Annotated in this window: 23 protein-coding genes; 9 read left to right on the top strand and 14 right to left on the bottom strand. The window is 43.5% G+C overall.

Features of this window, described 5'->3' with window-relative positions:
• Positions 1-73: 73 nt before the first annotated feature.
• The 6 genes from ACRRSY_RS13120 to dinG all read right to left on the bottom strand — a co-directional run bounded on the left by ACRRSY_RS13120 (position 74) and on the right by dinG (position 5670).
• Positions 74-904: an outer membrane protein OmpK gene (locus ACRRSY_RS13120; RefSeq protein ID WP_432459557.1), complete on the bottom strand. Its 831-nt coding sequence runs from the start codon at positions 902-904 to the stop codon at positions 74-76.
• 308 nt (positions 905-1212) lie between these two features.
• Positions 1213-1395, bottom strand: a complete 183-nt coding sequence (gene rsmS / locus ACRRSY_RS13115) for a pleiotropic regulatory protein RsmS (RefSeq protein ID WP_432452768.1) — start codon at positions 1393-1395, stop codon at positions 1213-1215.
• A 77-nt stretch (positions 1396-1472) separates the two neighbouring features.
• Positions 1473-2219 (bottom strand): YccT family protein, encoded by a 747-nt coding sequence (locus tag ACRRSY_RS13110; RefSeq protein ID WP_432463363.1) that lies wholly within the window; start codon positions 2217-2219, stop codon positions 1473-1475.
• A gap of 66 nt (positions 2220-2285) precedes the next feature.
• A complete protein-coding gene (gene priC, locus ACRRSY_RS13105) occupies positions 2286-2888 on the bottom strand; it encodes a primosomal replication protein PriC (RefSeq protein WP_432463362.1) in 603 nt (200 codons plus the stop codon).
• Positions 2867-3646 (bottom strand): TSUP family transporter, encoded by a 780-nt coding sequence (locus ACRRSY_RS13100; protein WP_432452771.1) that lies wholly within the window; start codon positions 3644-3646, stop codon positions 2867-2869. The genes priC and ACRRSY_RS13100 overlap by 22 nt, the downstream gene beginning before the upstream one ends.
• Positions 3646-5670, bottom strand: coding sequence for an ATP-dependent DNA helicase DinG (dinG, locus tag ACRRSY_RS13095; protein ID WP_432463361.1), 2025 nt, complete (start codon positions 5668-5670; stop codon positions 3646-3648). The genes ACRRSY_RS13100 and dinG overlap by 1 nt, the downstream gene beginning before the upstream one ends.
• A 350-nt stretch (positions 5671-6020) precedes the next feature.
• On the opposite strand from dinG, the gene ACRRSY_RS13090 reads away from it, so the two are divergent.
• Both ACRRSY_RS13090 and ACRRSY_RS13085 read left to right on the top strand, forming a co-directional pair.
• Complete coding sequence (locus tag ACRRSY_RS13090; protein ID WP_432463360.1) at positions 6021-7031, top strand: porin; 1011 nt, start codon at positions 6021-6023, stop codon at positions 7029-7031.
• A 796-nt stretch (positions 7032-7827) separates the two neighbouring features.
• Entirely contained in the window at positions 7828-8853 is a 1026-nt protein-coding gene (locus tag ACRRSY_RS13085) for a porin (RefSeq protein ID WP_432463359.1), read from the top strand.
• 239 nt (positions 8854-9092) lie between these two features.
• On the opposite strand, the gene ACRRSY_RS13080 is transcribed toward ACRRSY_RS13085, so the two are convergent.
• Positions 9093-9467 carry a TraR/DksA family transcriptional regulator gene (locus tag ACRRSY_RS13080; RefSeq protein WP_432452775.1) on the bottom strand — a complete coding sequence of 125 codons (375 nt, stop codon included), beginning with the start codon at positions 9465-9467 and terminating at the stop codon, positions 9093-9095.
• A gap of 172 nt (positions 9468-9639) precedes the next feature.
• On the bottom strand, positions 9640-10581 hold the full coding sequence (locus ACRRSY_RS13075) for a tRNA-dihydrouridine synthase (protein ID WP_432463358.1): 942 nt from the start codon (positions 10579-10581) through the stop codon (positions 9640-9642).
• 421 nt (positions 10582-11002) lie between these two features.
• On the opposite strand from ACRRSY_RS13075, the gene apt reads away from it, so the two are divergent.
• The 4 genes from apt to ACRRSY_RS13055 all read left to right on the top strand — a co-directional run bounded on the left by apt (position 11003) and on the right by ACRRSY_RS13055 (position 14759).
• Positions 11003-11548, top strand: a complete 546-nt coding sequence (apt, locus tag ACRRSY_RS13070) for an adenine phosphoribosyltransferase (protein WP_432452777.1) — start codon at positions 11003-11005, stop codon at positions 11546-11548.
• A 13-nt stretch (positions 11549-11561) separates the two neighbouring features.
• Complete coding sequence (gene dnaX / locus ACRRSY_RS13065) at positions 11562-13847, top strand: DNA polymerase III subunit gamma/tau (RefSeq protein WP_432463357.1); 2286 nt, start codon at positions 11562-11564, stop codon at positions 13845-13847.
• Between the two features lie 71 nt (positions 13848-13918).
• Complete coding sequence (locus ACRRSY_RS13060; protein ID WP_432452779.1) at positions 13919-14245, top strand: YbaB/EbfC family nucleoid-associated protein; 327 nt, start codon at positions 13919-13921, stop codon at positions 14243-14245.
• Positions 14246-14333: 88 nt separating this feature from the next.
• Positions 14334-14759: a DUF3010 family protein gene (locus ACRRSY_RS13055; RefSeq protein ID WP_432463356.1), complete on the top strand. Its 426-nt coding sequence runs from the start codon at positions 14334-14336 to the stop codon at positions 14757-14759.
• 84 nt (positions 14760-14843) lie between these two features.
• Here ACRRSY_RS13055 and asnB read toward each other — a convergent pair whose 3' ends face one another.
• The 3 genes from asnB to ACRRSY_RS13040 all read right to left on the bottom strand — a co-directional run bounded on the left by asnB (position 14844) and on the right by ACRRSY_RS13040 (position 19064).
• Entirely contained in the window at positions 14844-16508 is a 1665-nt protein-coding gene (gene asnB, locus ACRRSY_RS13050) for an asparagine synthase B (RefSeq protein ID WP_432452781.1), read from the bottom strand.
• A 176-nt stretch (positions 16509-16684) separates the two neighbouring features.
• Complete coding sequence (locus ACRRSY_RS13045) at positions 16685-18295, bottom strand: cation:proton antiporter domain-containing protein (RefSeq protein ID WP_432463355.1); 1611 nt, start codon at positions 18293-18295, stop codon at positions 16685-16687.
• Positions 18296-18314: 19 nt separating this feature from the next.
• Positions 18315-19064 (bottom strand): HAD-IIA family hydrolase, encoded by a 750-nt coding sequence (locus ACRRSY_RS13040; protein WP_432456174.1) that lies wholly within the window; start codon positions 19062-19064, stop codon positions 18315-18317.
• A 749-nt stretch (positions 19065-19813) separates the two neighbouring features.
• Here ACRRSY_RS13040 and ACRRSY_RS13035 point away from each other — a divergent pair.
• The 3 genes from ACRRSY_RS13035 (at position 19814) to lpxM (ending at position 22279) form a co-directional block, all read left to right on the top strand.
• On the top strand, positions 19814-20830 hold the full coding sequence (locus ACRRSY_RS13035; protein ID WP_432452783.1) for an adenosine deaminase: 1017 nt from the start codon (positions 19814-19816) through the stop codon (positions 20828-20830).
• Between the two features lie 81 nt (positions 20831-20911).
• The gene (locus ACRRSY_RS13030) at positions 20912-21241 is read left to right on the top strand and encodes an antibiotic biosynthesis monooxygenase family protein (RefSeq protein WP_432452784.1); all 330 of its coding nucleotides are present in this window, start codon (positions 20912-20914) and stop codon (positions 21239-21241) included.
• 90 nt (positions 21242-21331) lie between these two features.
• On the top strand, positions 21332-22279 hold the full coding sequence (gene lpxM / locus ACRRSY_RS13025) for a lauroyl-Kdo(2)-lipid IV(A) myristoyltransferase (RefSeq protein ID WP_432459548.1): 948 nt from the start codon (positions 21332-21334) through the stop codon (positions 22277-22279).
• Here the strand turns inward: lpxM and ACRRSY_RS13020 are convergent.
• The 3 genes from ACRRSY_RS13020 to ACRRSY_RS13010 all read right to left on the bottom strand — a co-directional run bounded on the left by ACRRSY_RS13020 (position 22276) and on the right by ACRRSY_RS13010 (position 24427).
• On the bottom strand, positions 22276-22965 hold the full coding sequence (locus tag ACRRSY_RS13020; RefSeq protein WP_432452786.1) for a DUF2982 domain-containing protein: 690 nt from the start codon (positions 22963-22965) through the stop codon (positions 22276-22278). The genes lpxM and ACRRSY_RS13020 overlap by 4 nt on opposite strands.
• A gap of 97 nt (positions 22966-23062) precedes the next feature.
• Complete coding sequence (locus ACRRSY_RS13015; RefSeq protein ID WP_432452787.1) at positions 23063-23356, bottom strand: DUF1244 domain-containing protein; 294 nt, start codon at positions 23354-23356, stop codon at positions 23063-23065.
• Between the two features lie 81 nt (positions 23357-23437).
• A complete protein-coding gene (locus tag ACRRSY_RS13010) occupies positions 23438-24427 on the bottom strand; it encodes a DUF2333 family protein (protein ID WP_432452788.1) in 990 nt (329 codons plus the stop codon).
• Positions 24428-24561 lie beyond the last annotated feature (134 nt).

Here is a 24561-nt window from a genome sequence, read left to right as displayed (position 1 = left end):
GTGGTTAGTTTATCAGTGTTGGAATAAAAAAGCCTGGCGAGGCCAGGCTTTGAAAGTACGTGAGAGACTCAGTTTAGATTTTGTAAGTCACTGAGAAGTAGTGACCGAAGCCGGTTGAATCCATAAATCCACCATCTTCAAATCCATACACATCATAGAAGTATTTTAGACCGTAACCCACTGCAAAGCGGTCTGAGTGCCAGTAGATACCTTGGAACAGGTTACCACCAGAGCTGGTACGGCCAAATTGGTCTGAGTAGTCACTGGCGCCAAATAGGTGGTCCCAGTAACCTTGGTAAGAGATAAAGCTCTTATTGTCGAAGAAGTACAAAGGTTTGAACCAGTTCATCGAGAATTGGTAACCGTTGAATGAACCTTCATCGTCATTGCCAAAGTTTTTCGCACTGTAACGAGCATACAAGTTCATGCCAGTTTTACCCAACCAAGGCACGTTCACGTCAGAGCCAAGGCCGATGAAGTGTTCTTGCTGTTGGTCACCAAAGTTATTTAGCGTGGCGATGTAGAGTTCTTGAACTGGACCGAAGGATAGATCTTTACCGGTAAGTGCATCTAAAGATAGGCGAGGGGCAAACTTCATGAACATGCCACCTTGTTTATGTCCAGAAGCGTTTAAGTGTTTATTACTGCTGCCACTGTCGAGAATATCGAAGACATCGACATAGCCATAAACATCCCATAAGCCAGAACGTCCACCAAACTCCATTTCTAGGTAGGTATCTTGGTAGTCTGAACCACTATAAGGTCTTTGATCTAGAGTATGCATCAAGTTGAACTGCATCCAATTATAGTCGTTAGCGTGTACATCATCTTGAACTTCTGCAGCGTTGGCTGAGAAGGATGCTGCTGCAAGCAATGTTGCAGCTATTAATCCAAATTTTTTCATTGAGGTAGTTCCTTGTTCACTGTATGTGAATTACCGAATGTGGCTTATATCGCTCTCACGCCAATCTTATCCCTGAAACTTGAAAAAGTTCAGTATGGTTCACGGTTTTTTTTAATTATTTTTGTACAGCTCGTTAGTTATTAACTAAAAATGTTTATATTTGTATGAGGATCCATCGATTTTCATCGACTGATCACAGTCTTGTCATCAATATGATATCTATTTAGAGGCGTTTTAGTTTGCTTGGTGGTTTGTGGCCAAATTTAATTTAACAGATAGAGGTGAGTTAGCAGGGTGGTACTGCGTTTTTAAGCTTCGATATCTATCGAATTGCTGAACTGAGCTGCAGTTTGTTTTAGCTTGCGTTGGTAATCTTGGTTAACAATTTCCAAGGCATCTAGGACAGTTTGCGCTTCAAGGTTATGTTGTTCGAGCAGTTGAATTAGATCGACTGCGAGTTGGATATGTTTGGGGGCCTGATTTAGAGACATTGCGATTCCAGATTCCAAGGCGTTGTAACAAGGTTTGGATGGATGAACAGCATTATCCATCCAAACCCATGCACAAATTATTGTTGTTGGATAACCCAAATTTGAAATTGTTTACGGGTGGTAGCATCTGCACGCTGATACCAGAACTGTAGCATTTGTAATTCGGTGTTATCGGTTGCGTCTGTGTTACTTGGTATAGTGACTGCTGCTGTTGCTGCGCTTGTTGTTGCCACTGTTACTGCAGTGCCGGTTGCACTATTCATCACGACTGGTTTGGCAGCTGGCGCTGGCGTTGCTGCACGGGTTGTGGTCTCCGCTACTGCAATAGTACTTGCCGCGACTGGATTTGCCTTCGCTTGCTCGGCCTCGATAGCGGCAATTTCATTTAAATAGTTACGTGAAAGCTGTAGCCCTGATTTTTTAGGTAAAATGTAATGGCTTGCGTTGACGGTGCCGCCATGTTGATCTTTTAAAGTGAATTGCGGTTTTTTAGCGAAGCTTTTGGCGCGACTTAGGGTATTGGGTTGCTTCGACTCTAAGAAGATCTCTTGACCATTTTTAAGCTCAATATTGATGACGATAGGGCTAGACTTAACGAGTTCTGAATTATTGTTAGAGCCTATATTGTCGCTATAACGAACCACAACTTGATGTTGGCCTGTCGGCAGTTCGACGTTGCTTTTGTTTAAACTCAAGGCGCGAACCGGCTTTTTATCGACATACATTAGTTCAAAATGATTTGGCGTAGAAAAACTGGCAGCCAACGCACTCCAACTTGCCAAACAAGCACATGTTAATGTTACCGCCTTTACTAAGAATCGCATGAATTACTCCTTAAAGTGTGATTCTATTTAAGCTGAGTAAGCAATATTGCTTATGATTAGTTCAGCTTACTTAATTTGATTAATCTTTTGTTCTAGTTTCCAAGTTGTTTTCTGACACTCACCTAAGCGACTCTTTAGGTTGAGGATCTCGGCGCTTAGTCTAGCAGTATCTGTCTGTGGATTGCTACGATTAAGTCGTTGGCTTTTTTCGGCAATTTTATACTCCAATTGTTGCTCGAATTGTTTTTGTTGCAGCAATTTTTCTTGAAGTTGCGAGCGATCACCAGAACGAATTATTTTATCCAGCTTATTTTGCCAGGAAAGAACTTTTTGTTGCTGTGGTGCTCGTTGGCGTTGTTGCAGCGCTAAAGCCTTGTTCATTTGACTCTGCAACATCGCAAATTTACCAATAAAGCGATCGCAGTATAGTTTGATGAGTTCTACATCTTGACTGATGTCGCTCAGACGTGCGATACGTGACAAGTCGTTTTCCAACTCCAACACGTAGTCAAAAAATAAGTCACTGCGACAACTAAAGCGTTCATCTAGAACTGCCATTTTTGCATAAGCGCTGCGATCGCCTTGTAAATCACGATGCTCCGCTTGTTGTTTGAGTTGTCTTAATTTGTCAGCTAAGCGTTGCAGCTCTAGCTGAACCATGCTTGCCATGCGAGTTTTCCTGCGATCACCATCACCACCGTGACAAATACTGGACGTATGAACTTGGCACCGAAATGAATTGCCGAATGAGCCCCTGCGACCGCGCCGAGCATAATACTGAAACCCATCGCCAGACCTATCAGCCAGTTGACATGCCCCAGATAAACAAAAGTTAAAAAGGATACAAAATTACTGGTGAAGTTCATCGCTTTAGCCAAACCAGAAGACAGCAAGATGTTCATTTTATATAAGGCCATTGAAGAGACCGTCCAAAATGCGCCTGTGCCAGGTCCTGCAACGCCATCATAAAAACCAAGACTCAGGCCTTGAACACTCATTTGCTGTTTCAACTTCTTATTCATCGGCGGCAACACCGCTTGGCCATCCGCTTGTTGACGATTCAACACGGTATAAACGGCGGTGGCCATGATCACCAAGGGTAATAATTTCTCGAGCCAATCGGTACTAATGAAATCGACTACCATGGTACCCGCGAAGGCACCAAGCGCGGTGGCGACAAAGCTATAAAACCAAAATAGCGGATTAAAGAGTTGTTTTCGATAAAAGGTCCATGCTGCGGTACTGGAGCCAAAGCTGGCGGCAAGTTTATTGGTCCCCAGTGCAATATGTGGTGGTAAGCCGATACTGAGCAGTGCCGGAATGGTGAGTAGGCCACCACCGCCAGCAATTGCGTCGATGAATCCGGCAGTTAAACCGATACCAACGATGAGGATTAAAACAGAGGAGTCGAGTCCCAATTCTAACATTAACTATCACTTCTATTATATGGAGGTAAAGCAGCCAGCAATTGGCTACCATAGCGGCGAGCACTGAGCCGACTATCAAGCAGCGTGATTCTACCTGAATCACTTTCTTTTCTCATTAATCTTCCACAGCTTTGTATCAGCTTTCGACTGGCACTGGGTAAGGTGAGCTGCATAAAGGGATTTTGATTGCGACTTTCTAATAATTCTGCATGGCTAGCCATTACCGGATCAGTGGGGACGGCAAAGGGCAAGCGGGCAATAATTAAATCGGTGAGTAACTCTCCGGGTAAATCGATCCCTTCACTAAAGCCGATGGTCGCGAGTATGGTACTGGTTTGTTGTTTATTGCGACAAGCGCGATGCTTGGCTAACAATTGGTGATTGCTCAACTCTCCTTGGGTCCACAAGTGCTCAATCTTTGCCGACTCGAGTTGTTCTGCGACCAATGAAACTAGTCGATAAGAGTTACATAGCACCAAAATGCCGCCTTGATGCTGTTGGGCCCGGATGATGTAACGGGCAACGTCTGCGGCAAAACTGGGTGAGTCAGGATCGCTCACGTCATTGGGAACCGACAATGAGACTTGTTGGTAATTAAAGGGAGAGGGGAGTTTGATCAGTTGTTCGGCCTTGAGTTTTTGTAGCCCTACTTGCTGTAAGAAATAAGAAAACTTGCCTAGGGCACTTAAGGTTGCAGAGACCGCGATAACCGAGAATGCATCTTGCCACAGCAGTTGTTGCAGTAAGCCCCCGACTTCGATTGGCGAGCAGCAAACATAGCTTTCCTTGTCTTGAAGGCTGAACCAGAATGCATAATTTTTTTGCTGGTTGTCATTGGCATAGCTATATAAGGTATCAACCCAAGATTCAGTCAGGTACTGAAATACGCTGAGTCGGCTTAATAAAGCCTCGGCCAGTGAAGACTTGAGTTGATTATTGTCGACGCTTTCCTGGATCACCCCTGCATAGGATTGCAGATTGTTATTGAGCTTGGTGGCTTGGCGATGATAGTTCTTTGCCAAATTACTTACCGCACTGGGGGTTTGCTCTAGTGGGAAACGCCAATGACCGCTGGGGTCGAATAGACTTCGATTGCTGGTTGCAAAGTCTTTGAATTGATTGAAGCAGCGCTGTAACTCGGCGCAGGCTTCTCTGACTTGTAGGCTGGTCGCGGCAATTGCAGAAGCGTCTAGTTGCGCCGACAATTCTTTATCTAACAGCTGAATGGCCGCTAACTCCTTGAGGGCTTGCGTTAAAGCAATATGGTTGGCACTGGATTCTCTGGCTATCTCTGGAAATTGATGAGCTTCATCTAATATATAGATGCAATCTTCTGCGGGTGGCAAAATATGACCGCTGCCGGCATGTAAATCGGCGAGTAATAAGCTGTGATTGCTGATAATCACATCGGCCTTTTTAAGGCCTTTACGGGCCTTATGAAAGGGGCAACTCCGGTGGCGAGCCGATTGTACCGAGCAACTTAAGCCATCGACCACCACATGTTGCCATAATTGCCACGGTATTGGCTTTGGCCAAGTATCGCGGTCGCCATCCCATTTACCTTGTTGCAGGGCCACTGCCAGTTGTTTGCAAAGTTCTATGTGTTTAGCACTTAAGCCTTGTTCTGGGGCGAGGGCGGCAACCAGTTTATGTGCACAGCAATAACGTTGCCGTCCCTTGGCTAAACAGAATTGAAACTCACCGTGGGCAGCGCGGTGCACTAAAGGTAAATCGCTGTCGAGGAGTTGTTGTTGTAGGGCCACCGTTGCGGTGGAGATTACAATTTTTTTATTGAGGGCCTTGGCCAGAGGGATTGCCGCTAATAGATAAGCCAACGATTTACCGGTTCCGGTTCCCGCCTCTGCTAATAGGATCCGCGAGTGGCGATTGATATCTCCAGCAATTGTTTTGGAAATTTGTGCAATCAAAGCAGTTTGTGCAGCTCTAGGCACAAAATTTGAATTTTGCTCCTGAAGCGTGCGATACCAAAGGCGGATTTTTTGTTTGTTTTTTTCCGATAACATGAAGATCTCAATGTTGTGAACCACTTAAATTGGAGTGCTTTGTCTAGGCTTGTTCGCAAGTTTATCCCCTGTATGGCATAAAATGCTGCAAATGGGGTAAAAATTCAATCTTAGCACTAAGTTGCATAGATCACACTTTTATCAATTTTATTGGTGAATATCGCGCCATAATTCAGTTTAACCACTTTAAATCGTTGTAGATACAGCGATTTACACGATTTTATAAAAGTTCAATTTTTTATTGCAAAAAAATTTCAGCTTGCTAATGTATTGCTCGTGCAGTGCTAAACCACTGCCGCACAGGGAATTTAAGGAATAAGTGTTTAATTAATTAAAGAAGGCACAGGAAAATGAAAAAAACTATTCTAGCTGTAGCAATACCAGCTTTATTTGCAGCTTCAGCACAAGCTGCAAACGTATATGATGCAGACGGCGTATCTGCTGACGTATATGGTCGCATGCAGTTCGATATTAGAGACGAGCAAAATAAAGACGCAAATGACAATTTGCTTGATGGCACAGATACCAATGGTGTAGGTTCCGCTCGTATGGGCTTTAATGCTCGTTCTGAAATTGCTCCTGGTATTGCTGGTGTAGCGAAAGGCGAATGGCAAATTGCTGCTGAAAATTCTGATGATTCTAAATTCAAAGCTCGCCACCTTTACGCTGGTTTTGATTTTGATGATGCAGGTACTGTTGTATTTGGTCAAACCGATACCGCTTTCTACAAATCAGTAGAAGCAACTGACGTATGGAACTCATACGGTTACAGTGCATTTAACTATGTTGAAGACGGCCGTCAAGAAGGTCAAATCATTTATAACGGCGAATTTGGTGGTTTTTACGTTGGTGCTTCTTACCAATTTAAAGATGACGCATTTACTGTTGATCTAGGTACTCCAAATAACTCAAATGAAGTGACTACTGCCGCTAAGCTTGATTCATCTTACGCAACTACTATTGGTTACAACTTTGCCGATCTTGGTCTAGCTGTTTATGGTGGTTACCATAAAGAGAAGTTTGCTAATGCTGACAAAGAAAACTACGCATTATCTGCTGCTTACACTTTGAATGACCTTTACTTGGGTGCTGTATACGCAGCGACTGATCTAGAAGGTGCTAAACTTCAAGGTTATGATTTAGTTGCAACTTACGACATCGATGCAGTTAAATTGTTTGGTGGTTACACTGCGCAAGAAGCTAAAGGCAGCATCAGCGCTCAAGGCGATACTGTTGATGAGTTCACTTTAGGTGTTCAATACTCATTTAACAGCAACATGAAAACTTGGGCAGAATACAAAGCTGATTCAATTGACGGCAAAGAAGATCTTTGGACTATTGCTGTTCAATACAACTTCTAAGTTGTGTTAGTGTCTTAAACACCTTGAGTGTTTAGTCCTGATGAAAAGCTCGCTTCGGCGGGCTTTTTTGTATTTGTTTCTCTTGTCCTGTTGCTGGACTATTTCTACCTTCTACCTTCTACCTTCTACCTTCTACCTTCTACCTTCTATCTTTTATCTTTTATCTTCTCGCTATTTCTATAATGCTGAGCTTGTTAGGCTGTTGCCCGTTGCTGTTGCCCGTTGTGGTTGTTCGGTGAATCAGTGCTCGACTCACGCTTTCAAGCCGAAGCAAGCCTCACTAGAGAACTAAAAAACACAGTCGAAGTCGCTGGATTTAATCGTTTTTCTCCTTTAGTACAGTACTTAATCATTGTTTGATTGTGGTTCGCGGGTTTCACTCAGCGCATATCTCCAGCTGTGATGGATAATATTTCATGTTAAATAAAAATTGAACACAAAGCGCTAATGGGCTCCAAGGTTTGAAGATAGCTTGGGCTTGGCGTTTTTCATCACCGGATGATGAGGCCATCGATGGATTGATTTTTGTAAGCCTTCAACCGATGGATGAATGTTGTTATTTATATGGTTTTTAGGTATTCACAATGCTTTAGATTTAAATATCATATTTATTTTATTTATTGGTTTTTAATTTTTAAAAAGTTCAATTTATATTGTAAATATATTGAATTTATTCTGTTTATAGGTGAATATATCGCTCGTGAGATGGACTTCACTGCTCAGGGATACCATTCGTAGGATGTAAGAATGGGTCATGGAAGAGGCTAATAATTCATCTTTAATAGGCAGTGGAACAATGAAAAAAACAATTTTAGCTATCGCTATTCCAGCTTTATTCACCGCGGGTACAACGACCGCACAAGAGCTTTACAACGACGGTGAGAATGCATTCTCGGTTGGTGGTCGAATCAACTTGATGCTTGAGTCAGCCAATAAAGACGGTGAGCGTGATCTGCGTTCAGAAGATAATTCTTCACGGATAAACCTTAACTTCTCTCGTCAATTAAGCCATGGCTTTGCTGCACGAGCGACTCTAGAATATGGTATGAATACACCAAATGGCGATAGTGATGCACCATTTTACAATCGCTTAGGTTTTATCGCCTTTGATCATCAGGACTACGGTTCAGTTTCTTATGGTAAGCAATGGTCGACTTATTCGACGGTGGCGGCCGCAACTGATGTATTTTGGGTCTACGGTGGCTCAGCCATGAGTTTATACGATGGTGAATCTGGTGAAACGGGTACTGGTCGTGCCAACGATGCTTTGCAATACAATGGCAGCTTCAACAACATAAACCTTAGCGCTCAATACCAATTTGCTGATGAAACAGAAGGCCGTAAAGACAGCTATTCTGCTGCACTATCTTATGACTTTGATTTTGGTTTGAATTTAGCGGCAACTTATCACCAAATGAACCGCACCGATGCTGAGAAAGTTGCGGTAAACAACGACGGTGACATCAAACTTGCGGTATTTGCGGCTAGTTACAATCAAGGTCCTATCTATGCGGCGGTGACTTACGGTGAATTTAAAAACAATATTGAATTTACCGCAGCTGATGGTGTATCGGATAAAGCAAACGGCCATGAAGGTGTATTCATGTACACTCTCGACATGGGCTTACAGCTATACACTGGCTGGAACTACCAGGAAGATAAACATTCAGCTGCTGAATTAAAAACTGGTTTAGTGGGTGCCATGTATGATTGGAACGACATCTTGTTGTACACCGAGTATCAGGACAGTAGCTCTAAATCAGTGTCTGGTGCAGTGACTGATGACAACCGCTTAGCTGCGGGTGTTCGTTACAATTTTTAAATTTCTAAGCAATCCGCGAGCGCTTTAGTTTCTCGGGACTAAACCCTGCCGTTCACAGTGTTGAGCGGCATTTTTGTTGTTGGATGAAGATAAACGAAATGATAAATAGGTTGTTTTGAAATGAGGGCTTTCTGGAGTGCGGACTATAAATTAGGACATAAACAATCCGAAATAATAATCAATATTTCGGATTGTTTGTTTAAGTGGTGCTGACGCTCAGTAAGCGACACTTTTCGTACTTATAGCGCTAAGCATTGGTGTCTTCTTGATAGTCGGTGTTTATCACTGCAACATTGACAACGCTGGGTACTTGGGTCGTTATCCAAACGTTCTTGCTCGATGACTTCTTCACAATCACTGCATAAACCATAAAGGCCTAGGTCAATTTGGCACAAAGCAGCATCTACTCTTTTTAATTGCTTCAATTGATTATTTAGTTCGGTGTATTGAAGCTTTAAGGCCTGATCGATCAACTGCTCATTACTCATTGCTTGCAACTTGTCTGCAGTTAATTTCATGCTGGATTTTTCTGAGGCAGTTAAAAATGAGATTATTTCAGACTTTAACTGCTCAAGTTGCTGTAATAATTGCAGCTGATAATCTCTAGTTTCCACGGTTAACCCCAAATAATAAAGTGAGTTAGCAGTATAAACAGTGGGCTGACTCTCGAGATATGATGTGAATCAAAACTAAAGCCTATAAACTTATAAGCCCCCATTTATTCACTATTTGTTGATCTAATACAAATAAATATTAATTCTATCAGTATTGGGTGGCTTGGTTGTGCTACAGATACTTGTGTTGGGCTTCAATGGCTTGAATGATTGAGGGGGTCTCTTTTAGGCTACGAATATCTCTAAATAGTTGATCGGCTTGTGGATAAAATCCGGCTAAGTAGCGCAGCCATTGTTTTACCCGGCTTTGATAGTATTTAGATTTCTCGTGATTGATTTGGTGCTCAGAATATCGGAGCAATAAGGCGATTACACCCTGCCAGCTTAAGGGAGATTCTTCTCCACGTACTACCTTGGCTAAGTTTGGAATAGTGAGGGCCCCACGCCCAATCATCACATCATCGCAGCCACTGTGGTGTTGGCATTGCAAGTAACTTTCGCGGTCCCAAACTTCGCCATTGGCGATAATCGGGATTTGATAACGTTGTTTGAGTTGTTTTATATAGTGCCAGTGCGCGGGCGCTTTGTAACCGTCAAGTTTACTGCGAGCATGGATGGTGAGTTCATCGGCTCCAGCTTCTTGTACCGCTTGCACGATGTCGAAACAGTCACTTCTATCTTCCCAACCGAGTCGAATTTTAGCCGAAATGGTGTGTAGAGTGGGCACTGCCTGGCGGACCGCTCGTACCACGTCATAGATTGACTGGGGGGTTTTTAACATCGATGCACCACCGCAACTTCCCGTAACCGTTTTACTGGGGCAGCCAAAGTTTAGGTCTAAACCGTGTGAGCCTAACTCGATCGCCCGGCAGGCATTATCTGCCATCGGAGTGGGGTGTTGACCTAACAGTTGAACTCTTACTGGCGTTTGCTGGTCAATGTAACCATTGTCATAGAGCTCAGGACAATACTTATAAAAGACTTTGTCAGGTAACAGCATATTTGTAACGCGAATAAATTCGGTCACACACCAATCGTAGCCACCACAACTGGATAATAGTTGTCGCATTGACGCATCAGCGACACCTTCCATTGGGGCGAGAACTACACGCATATTTTACCTTCAGTCAAAAGCGCACAGTCTAGCGTTTCATAGGCCTTACGGCTACAGATATTAATGAAGGGTAAATGAGTCGATGATAGCTATTTCCATAATTTTTTTGGGTGTTTAACGGCGTGTGATTCGAGTATAATTGATCTAGATCAAAGTTGCTTGAGTTTAATTTTTGGGAAAAGTGTTGATGGATCATCAATTTAAAGAAAGTTATAACGTATTCTATTTACTGGGTTTTGTGGTAGCTTTGTTGTTACCGACACTACCATTGAGTTTGTCTTTAATTAAAATGTTTGGCTAATACTGCAGCAATTTTTGCGGTTTCTGTTCGTTGCTTTATCCTGTCAAATTGAGATAATTAAAAATTATAAATAGCGCCCACCATTGTTTGGGCGTTTTTTTTTGATAAATGGAATATAACATGAGCAGCATTAACCTCGACTATATTAAAGATGCAATTATTACCATACCTGATTACCCAAAAGAGGGGATCTTATTTCGGGATGTTACGAGTTTAATTGAAGATCCTAAAGCTTTTGCTCTGGTCATTGAATTATGGCATCAAGCTTTTAAAGATCTGGGTATCACCAAGGTGGTTGGTACTGAAGCACGTGGTTTTATTTTTGGCGCACCTCTCGCCTTAGCTCTTGGTGTTGGTTTTATTCCGGTACGTAAACCTGGAAAGTTGCCCCGAGCAGTGATTGGTGAAAGTTATGAGCTTGAATACGGCATGGACACGCTAGAGATCCATACCGATGCAATTGAACCCGGTGATAAGGTTTTATTAGTCGATGATCTGATAGCGACTGGTGGAACTGCTGAAGCCGCAGTAAAATTGATTCGGCGCTTAGGGGGAGAGATTAACTATGCGGCTTTTGTGATTAATTTGATAGACTTACCGGGATCGCAAAAGTTAACCACCCTTGGGGTAGAATCAACTTGCTTAGTTGAGTTTGAAGGCGAATAGGAAAGTATCATTCATGAAGTATCAAGCACTGGCAAGAAAATGGCGGCCGAAAACCTTTCAACAGGTGGTTGCTCAACAGCATGTTCTCGCGGGCTTGATTAACTCTTTAGATCAGCAGCGTCTTCACCATGCCTATTTATTTAGTGGTACTCGTGGTGTGGGTAAAACGACCATTGCACGTTTGTTTGCCAAGAGTCTTAACTGTGAACTGGGCGTTTCATCTCAGCCTTGTGGACAATGCAGTAATTGCATCGAAGTTGACCAAGGTAACTTTGTCGACTTGTTAGAAATTGATGCGGCATCTCGAACCAAAGTTGAAGATACTCGCGAACTGTTGGACAACGTGCAATATAGCCCGGCGAAAGGTCGTTATAAGGTGTACTTGATTGATGAAGTGCACATGTTATCTCGACATAGCTTTAATGCTTTGTTGAAAACGCTGGAAGAGCCTCCGGAACACGTTAAATTTTTATTAGCAACCACCGATCCTCAGAAGTTGCCGGTGACCGTGTTATCTCGTTGCTTACAGTTTCACCTAAAAGCTTTGAGTGAACCGCAGATCGCGGGTCAATTAGCATATATCTTGGATGCGGAACAACGTGGTTATCAGCTACCAGCACTGAATGCACTTGCACATGCCGCCGATGGTAGTATGCGAGATGCTTTAAGTTTGACTGATCAGGCGCTGGCGCTTTGTGAGCAAACGCTTGAATATCAGAAAGTTCTAGATATGCTTGGGGTACTCGATCCCCATCAATTACGGCAGTTATTATGCCATGTAGTCGCGGGCCAAAGTGAATCGGCTTTCAATAAAATTGCTGAGTTGGCCAGCATGTCTCCCGACTATGAGCACTTACATCAACAACTTGCTGAATTAATTCATCATGTAGCTATGGCGCAGGTATTGCCTGCGAGTCAACAGGATGAAACGATTCAAATGTTGGCCGAACAGGTTGATGCGCAATTGTTACAGCTTTTGTATCAAATAGTGATTACTGGTAAACGGGATTTAGCCTACGCTCCTAATCCTCGAACTGGTTTTGAAATGAGTGTGTTACGGATGTTGGCTTTTCAACCTGCGGAGCAGGGGATTGCAGCGTCGCGAGAGCCTGTCGCACAAGGCCCCGATAATTCAGCGCTTGCCGATAGCAGTTTAGTTAAAGAGCAACAGGAGATTTTGGCGCAGGCTGAACAACAAGGTTATCAATTACAGACTCCGGCGACTCAAAGCTCGGCGGTGAGTGAGCTTGCAACACCGATCACTGGTCAACCTCGAGTACAACAACGCGAACAAAGTATTGCGAAATTAAAGGCACAACTGTCTAGTGATGCACCGAGTTCAAGCCCCCCAATAACGCAGCAGGCAACGCAGGTCGACTCGGTTTCTGAATCAAGTTCAAGTGTCAGCCCAGCGACTGACAAACAATCGCAGCATTCAGCACCAGCTACCAATAATTCACTGTCAGAATCAACAAGTGCTGTTGTGAATAAGCCGACGGTTTTAGCAGCAGAGCCAAGCCAGCCAGAGGTACCGCTGACCGAGCAGCAACCGCCAGTGGATGATAGCTATTATGCGCAGTTAGCTGAAATGGATCAGCAACCAGCCGAGCCTGATCTGAATTATGCTGCCGAATATGCTCAGCCTCTTTCTGATGCTAGGCAAAGCAATCCAGTAAATTCATCATCATCGACTCCGGTTGGTGCGGAAGACACCGCCTCGCTACTACAGTTACGCAGTCAATTGCGCGGACGAGGCAAAACTGAAAAAAAGTCTGAAGAGGCGAGCGCCTCTCAGTCTGTAGCAGCCAGCTCGCCAGTGCCTCAACCCCTTCAAGCGTCTGAAACTGTGCAAGACGCTACCGCGCAAGTCCTAGAACAAACGGTAGCGCTTGCAGCTCAAGTTCCGGTGTTTATTGGCAGCAACGATGAAACTTGGGCCAATATGGTCAGCCAGATGAACTTAGGGCCCATTGCGCGTCAAATCGCCATAAATACTCTTTATTCACGAAACGAAAATGCTGTGCAACTATTGCTCAAGCCCGAGTTTAAAAATTTGCTGAAACCAAATTCTGTTGCAGAACTTAAGCAGCAGCTGAGTACCAGTTTGCAAGCACCGATAGAGTTGGTGATTAATATTGGAGAGGATGGTCAGCAACAGACCCCTCTTGAATTGCAACAGCAATTACACGCCCAAAATATCGAAGCGGCTACCCAGCGTTTACTCGCGGATCCTAACATTCAAATTTTACAACAACGTTTTGGCGCACAATTAGTCGGCGAAAGCGTTAAATACCACTGAACAACTTGATTTTCGACATTAATCTAGATGTAATGTCGAAGTTATAACTAACCGAAGAGAAGAGAACAGTTATGTTTAAAGGCGGAATGGGCAACCTTATGAAGCAAGCGCAGCAAATGCAAGATCGCATGCAGCGCGCTCAGGAAGAAATCGCCAAAATGGAAGTGACCGGTGAAGCTGGCGCGGGCCTAGTGAAAGTAGTTATGTTAGGTAACCATAATGTGCGTCGAGTGGAGATTGATGACAGCTTGATGGACGATGACAAAGATATGATCGAAGACTTGCTTGCAGCAGCTGTCAACGATGCGGTGCGCCGAGTAGAAGAAACCAGCAAAGACAAAATGGCTGAAGTGACCGGTGGCATGCAAATGCCACCTGGTATGAAAATGCCATTTTAATCTTGCACAGCGAACCGATAAAAGGTCGCTTAGCGGCCTTTTTTGTGCAATAAACTGATTGCACGGTCTATTTTTAACGGGTATGAATATGAAAGTATGTGGCGTAGAAATAAAAAGTAATGAAGTAATTGTTAGCCTATTGAGCCTCGATGATGGCTTGTTTCTAATCCCTGATTGCCGTGCGCGACGATTAACACTGACTAACATTAATAGCACCCAAGATCTTCGAGAGTTTCAATTTGCCTTTGCAAAGCTAATGAGTGACTATCAAGTGGAAGTTGTTGCAATTAAGCAACGGCCAATGAAAGGTAAGTTTGCTGGCGGCGCAGTTGGTTTTAAACTAGAAGCTGCGATTGAGTTGATTAGTGAGCTTAAAGTGGTGTTGATTTCGGCGACACAATCAAAACAGGTTCTTAAAGATAACCCAATGCCTGTAGATTTCTCCACTACGGGTCTTAAAGTCTTCCAAGAAATTGCTTTTACAACGGCTTATGTTGCTTGTATGGCTGAATAAAAATGAGTAATTTTTCACGATAAAAAAACCGATGCAAGCGCATCGGTTTTTGTTTGCCTTGAAGCAATTAAAGTCTAAAACAGCTTAGTAAGCTTCGTTGTGTACCGAGAGTACCGCACGACCTGAAGGATCGGCATTATTCGCGAAGCTTGCATCCCAAGCAATCGCTTCAGCCGTTGAACAGGCTACAGACTTACCATGGGGCACACATTCTGCTGCAGAGTCCTGTGGGAAGTGTTCTTCAAAGATGCAACGGTAGAAGTAGGCTTCTTTGGTATCGGGTGTATTAATTGGAAAACGGAAGGCCGCATTCTCTAACTCTTTATCCGACACTTCTAACTCAACCAGCTCTTTTAAACTGTCAATCCAAGAGTAACCAACACCATCAGAGAACTGTTCTTTTTGACGCCAAGCGACTTCTGCGGGTAAATAACCTTCAAAAGCTTCACGTAGAATATGCTTCTCAATCTTGTCACCAGCACACATCTTGGCTTTTGGATTAATGCGCATTGCCACATCCATAAACTCTTTGTCTAGAAAGGGAACACGGCCTTCAATGCCCCAAGCGGCAAGAGACTTGTTGGCTCGGTTACAATCGAACATATGTAACTTTTCAAGTTTACGCAGCGTTTCCTCGTGGAACTCTTGGTCATTGGGCGCTTTATGGAAATACAGATAGCCACCGAAGATCTCGTCGGCACCTTCGCCAGACAATACCATTTTAATACCCATGGCTTTAATCTTACGTGCCATTAAGTACATTGGAGTTGATGCGCGAATAGTGGTGACATCATAAGTTTCTAGATGGTAGATAACGTCTTGTAGCGCATCTATACCTTCTTGAACCGTGAAATGAATTTCATGGTGAACGGTGCCTAAATGGGTGGCTACTTTTTGTGCGGCGATAAGATCTGGAGAACCGACAAGGCCAACCGCGAAGGAGTGTAGTTGTGGCCACCAAGCTTCAGAGTTATCGTTATCTTCAATACGCTTATCAGCGTACATTTTGGTAATCGCAGAGATTACCGAAGAATCTAGACCGCCAGAAAGTAATACGCCATATGGAACGTCACACATTAACTGGCGCTTAACCGCTGCTTCTAAGGCTACTTTTAGATCTTCTACACTGGCATCGTTGTTTTCTACATTGCTGTAGTCCATCCAGTCGCGTTTATAGTATTTAACGGGCTCGCCGTTTTTGCTATATAAGTAATGGCCAGGAGGGAATTCGCTGACGGTTTTACAAATCGGTGTCAGTGCTTTCATTTCTGAGGCTACGTAAAAGTTACCGTGCTCGTCGTAGCCCGTATATAGGGGGATAATCCCAATATGATCGCGACCAATTAGGTAAGCGTCTTGTTCTGCATCGTACAAACAAAAACCAAAGATACCGTTTAAGTCATCTAAAAACTCAACCCCTTTTTCTTTGTATAAGGCCAAAATGATTTCACAATCGGACTCGGTCTGAAATTCAAAATCGACATTGAGTTGAGTTTTAAGATCTTTGTGATTGTAGATCTCGCCATTAACGGCAAGCGCGTGAGTTTTCTCGGGATTGTAGAGAGGTTGTGCGCCAGTATTTACGTCAACAATAGATAAACGCTCATGCACTAAGATGGCATTTTTTGATGTGTAAATACCTGACCAGTCGGGGCCACGGTGGCGTAAACGTTTTGACATCTCAAGTGCTTGCTTACGCAATACACTGAGATCAGATTTTATATCTAGAACTCCAAATATGGAACACATACTCTTCCCTTAACTACTTTGTGTTTACCCTCGAGTGAATGGTGCTTCGCCATTTACTCAAATATTGCTCTCAATTTGCCAATATCAGAAATTATTGCAAGCCCTGAATCAGTTTTTTTGCTAAAAAAAGCCTGAAAACAACGAAATTGTAACAAACTGTCCGTTTTTACATATCTCTAGCTACTTTTTGGGTCTTGCTCTACTGATTTATCATCATTAATGAGTTGTGATTGAACGTGCTCTGCAAAGCCCGCGCCAGCTTCGTTATATAAGTTGAATACTTCATCGGCGCCGAGATGCTTTAGTTTTTCAGCATCGTCTGCAAACTGGGCAATTGCGGCAATTTTACCGGTAAAAGAGCCCTTTTTAAGTTGTTTTAATGCGTACTGATTCCCGTGGTGATGAGGCATTGCAAGAAGAACTAACTTTAAGTCTTGGGAGGGGGCTAATTTTTCCCAAAAGTCTGAATCGGTGGCGTCCCCTTGTATTACCGCGCGACCACTTTCGATTTGATGTTCAATTTTTTCCAAGTCGGTATCGATACCTAATACTAAATCAGGGTAGTGTTGTTGCAACATATCGTAGGCACCTTCACCAATCCGGCCCATGCCCAAGATGACCACTTGCATTTGACCAAGCTCAATCGGTTGGTCTTCTAAGTGCAATTTTGTGCGTTGTAGTCGTTTCAGACAAGGTCGAAATAGCTGATAGATAATATCAGCATTTTTATAAATTGGGGCCGCGATTAAGAAGCTCATGCTGACGGCCAAGGCGAGGGTTGCCATCCATGAACTATCTAACCATTGCTTGTGGACCGCCACGGCGATCACAATCAGGCCAAACTCGCTATAGTTTGCCAAACTCATTGCACCGAGAAACGAGGTTCGCGAGCGTAATCGAAATAGTAGTAAATATAGTAAATAAAACGCCGATTTTAATACCAGCATTAGCACGATAAATAATGCGATATAGAGGGATTCAAAACTAAGCTCACTGGATAGTCCAATTGATAAGAAAAACGCAACCAGAAACAGCTCTTTAAAGCTAAATAGTGCTTTCGCCATACCGCTGGCGGCTGGATGGCCAGCCAGTAACATGCCAATAATAAGAGCGCCTAAATCAGCTTTTAATCCGACGAGATCAAATAATTTAGCACCTAATACAAAGGTTAGAAAGAAACCAAGAACCAGCTGCAGCTCACCATGACCGACGCGATTGAGAAGTTTGTATAACACCGGCCGTAGTGGTAGCAGTAATAGTAATAGCGGTGCATACAAGGTTGGGACTTTACCGGTGGTAGCTGCCAAAAAAATCACCGCAAAGATATCCTGCATAATCAGAATACCAATCGCAACACGGCCGTAGAGTGCGTTCATTTCACTTTTGGCTTCCAGTACTTTCACCGCAAACACGGTACTGGAAAAACACAGCGCGAAAGCTAATACCAAAATACCAGTATTTGAGAGTTCACTAATACTCGTGATCCCGAGCCATTTTATAGCCGATAATAAGCCAACAAATATCGCGATATTACTTAGCATGTGAGCGCTTGCGGTGCCCCAAACTTCACGTCTGAAGAGAGTTTTAATATCGAGTTTGAGACCGACTGTAAAGAGTAGCAGAGTAACCCCTAAATCAGCACAGGTCGAAATGAGTTCATTTTGTTCAAAACCCATATTATGCAATATAAAACCAGCCGCCAAAAAACCAATTAGTGGTGGTAAATGTGCTAGGTGGGCGATAAAGCCCGCCAAAAAAGTAATCGTGATAAGTAAAGAAATATCCATTTATACCTTAATTATCGTTTTATAGGATGTCGATGGCGGCAACGTTTGGGAAAATATAATTCGGTCTAAAGGGCACCACATCAATATCTTGCTCAGTGCTCACGCCCGATAAGACCAAAATCGTTTCGAGGCCAGCTTGAAACCCAGCCAAAATATCGGTACGTAAATTATCACCGATAATCATAGTTTCTTCAGCATGAGCGCCCATTTTATTTAAGGCTGCTCGAATAATCCAGGCACTGGGTTTACCCACAACAAAAGGCTGGCGTCCGGTCATGCGTTCAATGGGAGCACACAGCGCGCCACAGGCGGGTGTTAAATTGGGTCCATGGGTATCTGGATTGGTGGCGATAAACTGCGCGCCGTCGGCGACAAATTTGGCGGCATGTTGAATCATATTCCAATTGTAATTTTTGGTTTCACCGACCACTACGAAATCCGGATTGATATCGGTAATGGTAAAACCTGCACTATACAGTTCATGAATTAAGGCCCCTTCACCAACCACATAGGCTTTGTTACCTTCTTGTCTTTTCAAAAAGTCTGCGGTTGCCATCGCAGAGGTGTAAAAACAGTTCTCGGGTATTTCGACCCCTGCGGTTTGGAAACGGTTCTGTAAGTCTTGCGGAGTTTGCGCTGGATAGTTAGTTAAAATAACTAGTTTAGTTTTTTGTGCGAGTAGACGTTCGATAAAGGCTTTCGCACCTTCGATTAGTTGGTTATCGTGCAGTAGTACACCATCAATGTCGCAAATAACTGCTTTGCTCATCATCATCTCTCATTAGCAATATTATCTATGATTCAGAGTAACTTAGGGGGCTAGCTTAGGGCTAGCTAAAAATCACTAATGTTAAATATTTGTGAGCTTATATTGGGCCAGTGTTTGCCGGGATAAGTGAGATGCGATAAATTCAAGCAACCCATCAGGGCTCTTATTTTGCAGAGCGTCTAGGAAACTAATCTTCTGTGGCTTAACAAAAGTGGCTCCGCCGCAACGTTTATTTAAGCTTACGTGGATTGAACAAGGTCTGACATTTTTAATTTGGGAGGCGAATCGATGTTGATGTTGCTTAAGCGCTGGCGGTGGGGCCGATCTTAAATCACTTAGATATAACGATGTCTGTTGCGCTACTGACGTCTGTTTAAACAATACATACCAAACTTTAGCTACTCCAACTTCCACTCGATCAAAAGAGATGAAGAAAGACAATTTGCTTGAGAACTATCCTCTAAGCCATTGCTTGAACGATTGGTTGGAAGTTGACTCTCTAGTCGGGCCTTCGCTAGAGAAGCCGGGTTTTGGTTTGTAAGATTAATTGCGGTAAACAAGTTATTTCTCAATTGGTTTTTGGTGAGAGCCCCATGCTGCATTTATATTTTCAATAAAATCAATCAAATAAAACCAGTTTTCATTTAACTGCCTGATAGTTATTTAGGTGCTTAGCCGACAGATGTGAAACGGTTTGTTAGTTCACTGCTTGGAAAGATTTGTTAAGCTAGGCAAAAAGGAGTCATTAGATGTTGAATCGTTCTGAGTTGATTAAAAAAATCCCGAAAGTAGAGTTACACCTGCATATTGAAGGCAGTTTAGAACCAGAGCTGATGTTTGCCTTAGCCGAACGAAATAATATGCGCTTGCCCTATGCGTCGGTTGATGCCTTAAAGCAGGCATATAACTTTAATAATCTTCAAGAATTTCTCGATCTGTATTACCAAGGTGCTGATGTATTGCAAACGGAGCAAGATTTTTTTGATTTGGCTTGGGCTTATTTCGAAACATGTCAGCGAGATAACGTGGCGCATTGCGAGGTGTTTTTCGATCCACAAACTCATACTGATAGGGGCGTTGATATTGGAACTGTGATTAACGGTTTGGTGGCAGCGAAGCTAGCGGCGGAGCAGCAGTTTGGTATTAGCTGTGAGTATATATTGTGTTTTCTACGTCATTTATCTGAAGAATCAGCCATTGCGACGCTAGAGGCGGCGAAACCATATCTTCAACATATTATTGGTGTCGGGCTGGACTCTAGTGAGCAAGGCCATCCTCCAGAAAAATTTAAAGGAGTATTTGCGCAAGCGAAGCAATTGGGCCTAAAGCGGGTAGCGCATGCGGGAGAAGAAGGCCCCGCGAGTAATGTTCAGGATGCTTGGCAGCTGCTGGATGTGTCGCGCATCGACCACGGGGTTCGCTGTTTAGAAGATGCTGAATTGGTTCAACAATTGGTTGAGGCGAAGATGCCATTAACGGTTTGCCCATTTAGCAACGTTAAATTAAAAGTTGTTGAAGCGCTGGCCGACCATCCTCTGCCTGAAATGCTTGAACTCGGTTTAGCGGTTACCATTAATTCCGACGACCCTGCTTATTTTGGCGGCTATTTGTTGGAAAATATGCAAGCTTGCGCTGAAACCTTTGATTGGAAGCAAGCTCAAATTACCCACCTTGCAAAAACGGCGGTGCAAGCGAGCTATGCTTCCCCAAGCCGTAAACTAGAATTAATGCAATTAATTGATAACTGCGTTGCAGAGTTTGCTTAGCCCACTTGAGTTTTCTGACTAGTCTTCACCATAGTATGAGAATGTGCTGATTGAATAAATAAGTGACAGAGGAGGGTGCCAATGTTTGTTGTATTGTTTCGTTGGAAACTAGATGAACAACATATTCAATCTTTCAAAGAGGGTTGGTCGGAAATTATTCATTTTAATGTCGATAAATGTGGTGCCTTGGGCTCGCGCTTACATAAGGCCTCTGATGGGACTTGGATCTCGTATTCGCAGTGGCCAAGTAAGGAGCATTGGTTGCGTTCCAAAGAATCAGAATCCTATGTTGTTAAGGCTCGAGACAAGATGCGTGAAGCTATCTTGTGGCAGGATGAGCCTTTGCTGATGTCTCCACAATTAGACCATTTTGTTGCGATGGGTATTGAAACAAATCATGCCAAATTTTAGGCAGATCAAATTTGCTGACTTGCTTTCGTTGCGAAGCAAAGTAAACTGACGCGCAGTATCGATTAGCTTCAAGGTTGCGCGAATAGTTATATGGCAAAGTTTGATTCACAAGCGTTTTTCATTTCTTTTTCTTGGTCTTGGTTAGCCCCAAAATATTGGGGCACTTGGCTGCTCGGCGGACTTATTTTATTGTTTGCCTTCGTTCCCGTTAAGTTACGAGACCGTTGCGCGATTGCCATCGCTAAACGCATTTTTAATTTAAAAGCCCTGAAAAAACGTCGTGCCATCGCTGACACCAATTTAGCGCTTTGTTTTCCTGATATGGACGCGCCAGCGCGCGAACAATTGATGGAAAAAAATGTGCAGATTTTTGCGCAATTGATTTTAGGTTTTGGTGAAATGAGCGTTCGCTCAAAGGCATATTTGCAAAATCGTATCGAGGTCGATGGCGAAGAACATATTCAAGCCTTGTTGGCGAATAATGAGCGCTTCATTGTTTTGTTACCGCATACTTACCCGGTAGATTTTTTAGGGACCTATTTTTGTACCCGCGGTCATCAGATGTGCACCATGTTTAAAAAAACGGGTGATCCCATTGTTGACTGGGTGATGACCAAACAACGGACTCGTTTTGGCGGCGTAATTTTTGAACGTGATGCCGGAATTAAGACCTTAATTAAAGCGGTACGTGCTGGTTACGGCTGTATTTACCTCCCCGATGAAGACTTTGGTCCAGACGCCAGTCTGATGACGCCATTATTTGCGACCCAAAAAGCTACGCTACCTGTACTTGGTAAAATGGCTAAGTTAAGTGGTGCTAAAGTGATACCGATTTATGCTGGTTATGATAGTGAACGACATAAGGTGAAACTTTATATTCACCCACCCATGCAAGATTATCCCAGCGCTGACGTGGCCGATGATACTTTAAGGATGAATCAAGAAGTCGAGAAACTCATTCAACGCTCGCCAGAACAATATATGTGGAGCTTAAAGTTACTTCGTACTGTGGAAGGTAGTGATCAACCCAGGTATTAACCGTCGCGACTTTGTAGGGCTTGGCTTTTATAACGTCTTACCAGTACTACAAAGTCTTGCGCCTCACGGTCTAAAATACTTTGGTCGACTAATAGATCGTAGCCGGTTAATTCTCTGAGTTTTTTCATGCGATTGGCAAACATGCCAGTTAATCCAGTGTAAATCTTACCACTTGCCGACTTGTAGTAGTCATCTTCAATTAGATGCTCACTTACCTGGCTGTCTTGGCAATGGGCGCAGCTGCGTCGTAAAGACGCAAGTAGCGCGCTACGTTGTTCGGTGAGTAGGTGGGCGGCGAGGCGAGGCGATAAGGTGTCCAGTAGATAGTCAGGGTCGGTTAGTCGCAATCCCACATAATTCATCTCTTGCCAATTGAGCCCATCGTGCAGTCGAGGGATATCGATCCGTTGTAACTTTCCCCAGGGAAGGCTCCATCCCCCGTAACGATGGTGAAATTGTAGGTGGTCATAACATAGTACCACTGAATACACGGGTTGAAATAGCTTCGCGAGACCCACTCGAATGCCCAAATAGGCAAGAAAAAACAACATAGATGCGATTAAGGAAACCAGCACGGCTGGTACATAAAGAGTGCCTATTGCCGCAAATACCAATAACGAACCCAATAAAATTAGCGCCTTAGCATTATGGCCTAACTTACTTTTTATTAAGATCGATTTAGGCATTCAAGTCACCAAATGAACAATTGTGTTTGTTTATATACGGACCGAACTTAAGCGCGGTTCATTGCAATAGGCTTCTTTAATAGGGCTCCAGTTGAGGCTAAGATTTTGCGGCTTGTTTCGCGTTAAAAATTGCCAGTTGTTCCTCGGTAGCCGGTTGTTGATGATGCTCTTTCCATTGAGCATAAGGCATGCCGTAGACTTTTTCTTGAGCGCTGGAATAATCGAGAGTCACGCCTTGTTCCTCGGCCGCCGCAACCATCCACTTGGCTAAGCAGTTGCGACAGAAATCGGCAAGATTCATTAACTCAATATTTTGAACTTCTTTATGCTGATCGAGATGAGTCAGTAGCTGACGAAAGGTGGCTGCTTCAATAGCTTGTTGTTTATCCATGATGTTATCCAAAAAATAAAAGTTAACAAAGTGTAAACGCAGTAGAGCAGTGAAGCAACGCTGCTCTACTTAGAAGAGGGCTTAGCCTTTCGTGAGAAGGTTATTTAGGTTAATAATCGCGGCATTAGCACGAGACACATAATTTGCCATGACCAGCGAATGGTTTGCCACTAAACCAAAACCGGTACCGTTTAGCACCATTGGGCTCCATACTGACTCTTGTGTTGCTTCTAACTCGCGAACGATTTGGCGAACCGCAACGGTGGCATTTTTCTTCTCCAATACACCTTTAAAATCGATTTCTACCGCTTGGAAAAAATGTAGTAAGGCCCAAGCTTCACCGCGCGCCTCGTAAAATACATCGTCAATTTTCCACCAAGAAGTTTTGACTCGAGACTCTGAGGGCGCAAACGTAGACTGAGTGGCACCTTCGTCGCCAGCGAGGCTGGTATTGATCCGCTCTCTACCCACTGACGCTGAGAGTTTTTGTGACATGCCGCCTAAACGAGACTGCACTTCGTTCAACCAATTCACCAGATTATCTGCTCTTGCATAGAATTGAGCGTTTGGATCTTTTGGGTCTGCGAGTTGGCTACGATATTTGAGCAAGGCATTAATCGCACCTTGGTACTCACCTTCGGCACTGGGGAACTGCCAGCTAGTATGATCGATATTAAACTTTGGTTGGGCGATTTTTAGTTGAGGGTGTTCTTCTGACTGAGCCTGAGAGCGGCTAAAATCTTTACGCATGATCAGTGACAAATCGCGGATCTGGTTTAAAGCGCCAAGTTCCCAACTGGGCATATTATCCATGAAAACACTCGGTGGCATCTTGTCGTTGCTAAGGTAGCCACCCGACTTATTTAATAAGGTTTCAGCGACAAATATCAAAGCGGTTGATGTCGCATAGCCCGTCACAACTTGTTCATTGTTTGCCAGTGCTTGCTCTTTCATGTAGCTATTTAGGTCGATACGGTCGGGCTCACTACTCCAAATTACCGCAAAAACATAATTGATGATGACTATCACCAGAAAAATACCGATAACCTTGCGGCCAGTGAGTTGAAACATAGAGACATCCTCAAGCTGATTTAATGTTCTCAGCATAGTCAAGTCGTGAATTTAATCAATAGCTTAAAATAAAACTATGGTCTGCATTAGCGCGACTCATGCAGCATCAATGGCTAGCCTGTCCGTAACTAGCC

The organism is Agarivorans sp. QJM3NY_33 (assembly GCF_050870865.2).
Taxonomy (GTDB): Bacteria; Pseudomonadota; Gammaproteobacteria; order Enterobacterales; family Celerinatantimonadaceae; genus Agarivorans.
This window is presented reverse-complemented; position numbering and strand designations above follow the sequence as displayed.

Coding starts and splice junctions, on each gene's coding strand:
- ACRRSY_RS13060 (WP_432452779.1), top strand. CDS start 13,919: ATGTTTAAAGGCGGAATGGGCAACCTTATGAAGCAAGCGCAGCAAATG.
- rsmS (WP_432452768.1), bottom strand. CDS start 1,395: ATGTCTCTAAATCAGGCCCCCAAACATATCCAACTCGCAGTCGATCTA.
- ACRRSY_RS13040 (WP_432456174.1), bottom strand. CDS start 19,064: ATGAGCAAAGCAGTTATTTGCGACATTGATGGTGTACTACTGCACGAT.
- ACRRSY_RS13085 (WP_432463359.1), top strand. CDS start 7,828: ATGAAAAAAACAATTTTAGCTATCGCTATTCCAGCTTTATTCACCGCG.
- ACRRSY_RS13010 (WP_432452788.1), bottom strand. CDS start 24,427: ATGTTTCAACTCACTGGCCGCAAGGTTATCGGTATTTTTCTGGTGATA.
- ACRRSY_RS13020 (WP_432452786.1), bottom strand. CDS start 22,965: ATGCCTAAATCGATCTTAATAAAAAGTAAGTTAGGCCATAATGCTAAG.
- ACRRSY_RS13075 (WP_432463358.1), bottom strand. CDS start 10,581: ATGCGTGTAGTTCTCGCCCCAATGGAAGGTGTCGCTGATGCGTCAATG.
- ACRRSY_RS13100 (WP_432452771.1), bottom strand. CDS start 3,646: ATGTTAGAATTGGGACTCGACTCCTCTGTTTTAATCCTCATCGTTGGT.
- ACRRSY_RS13015 (WP_432452787.1), bottom strand. CDS start 23,356: ATGGATAAACAACAAGCTATTGAAGCAGCCACCTTTCGTCAGCTACTG.
- dnaX (WP_432463357.1), top strand. CDS start 11,562: ATGAAGTATCAAGCACTGGCAAGAAAATGGCGGCCGAAAACCTTTCAA.
- dinG (WP_432463361.1), bottom strand. CDS start 5,670: ATGTTATCGGAAAAAAACAAACAAAAAATCCGCCTTTGGTATCGCACG.
- ACRRSY_RS13045 (WP_432463355.1), bottom strand. CDS start 18,295: ATGGATATTTCTTTACTTATCACGATTACTTTTTTGGCGGGCTTTATC.
- priC (WP_432463362.1), bottom strand. CDS start 2,888: ATGGCAAGCATGGTTCAGCTAGAGCTGCAACGCTTAGCTGACAAATTA.
- ACRRSY_RS13120 (WP_432459557.1), bottom strand. CDS start 904: ATGAAAAAATTTGGATTAATAGCTGCAACATTGCTTGCAGCAGCATCC.
- asnB (WP_432452781.1), bottom strand. CDS start 16,508: ATGTGTTCCATATTTGGAGTTCTAGATATAAAATCTGATCTCAGTGTA.
- ACRRSY_RS13090 (WP_432463360.1), top strand. CDS start 6,021: ATGAAAAAAACTATTCTAGCTGTAGCAATACCAGCTTTATTTGCAGCT.
- apt (WP_432452777.1), top strand. CDS start 11,003: ATGAGCAGCATTAACCTCGACTATATTAAAGATGCAATTATTACCATA.
- lpxM (WP_432459548.1), top strand. CDS start 21,332: ATGGCAAAGTTTGATTCACAAGCGTTTTTCATTTCTTTTTCTTGGTCT.
- ACRRSY_RS13035 (WP_432452783.1), top strand. CDS start 19,814: ATGTTGAATCGTTCTGAGTTGATTAAAAAAATCCCGAAAGTAGAGTTA.
- ACRRSY_RS13110 (WP_432463363.1), bottom strand. CDS start 2,219: ATGCGATTCTTAGTAAAGGCGGTAACATTAACATGTGCTTGTTTGGCA.
- ACRRSY_RS13030 (WP_432452784.1), top strand. CDS start 20,912: ATGTTTGTTGTATTGTTTCGTTGGAAACTAGATGAACAACATATTCAA.
- ACRRSY_RS13055 (WP_432463356.1), top strand. CDS start 14,334: ATGAAAGTATGTGGCGTAGAAATAAAAAGTAATGAAGTAATTGTTAGC.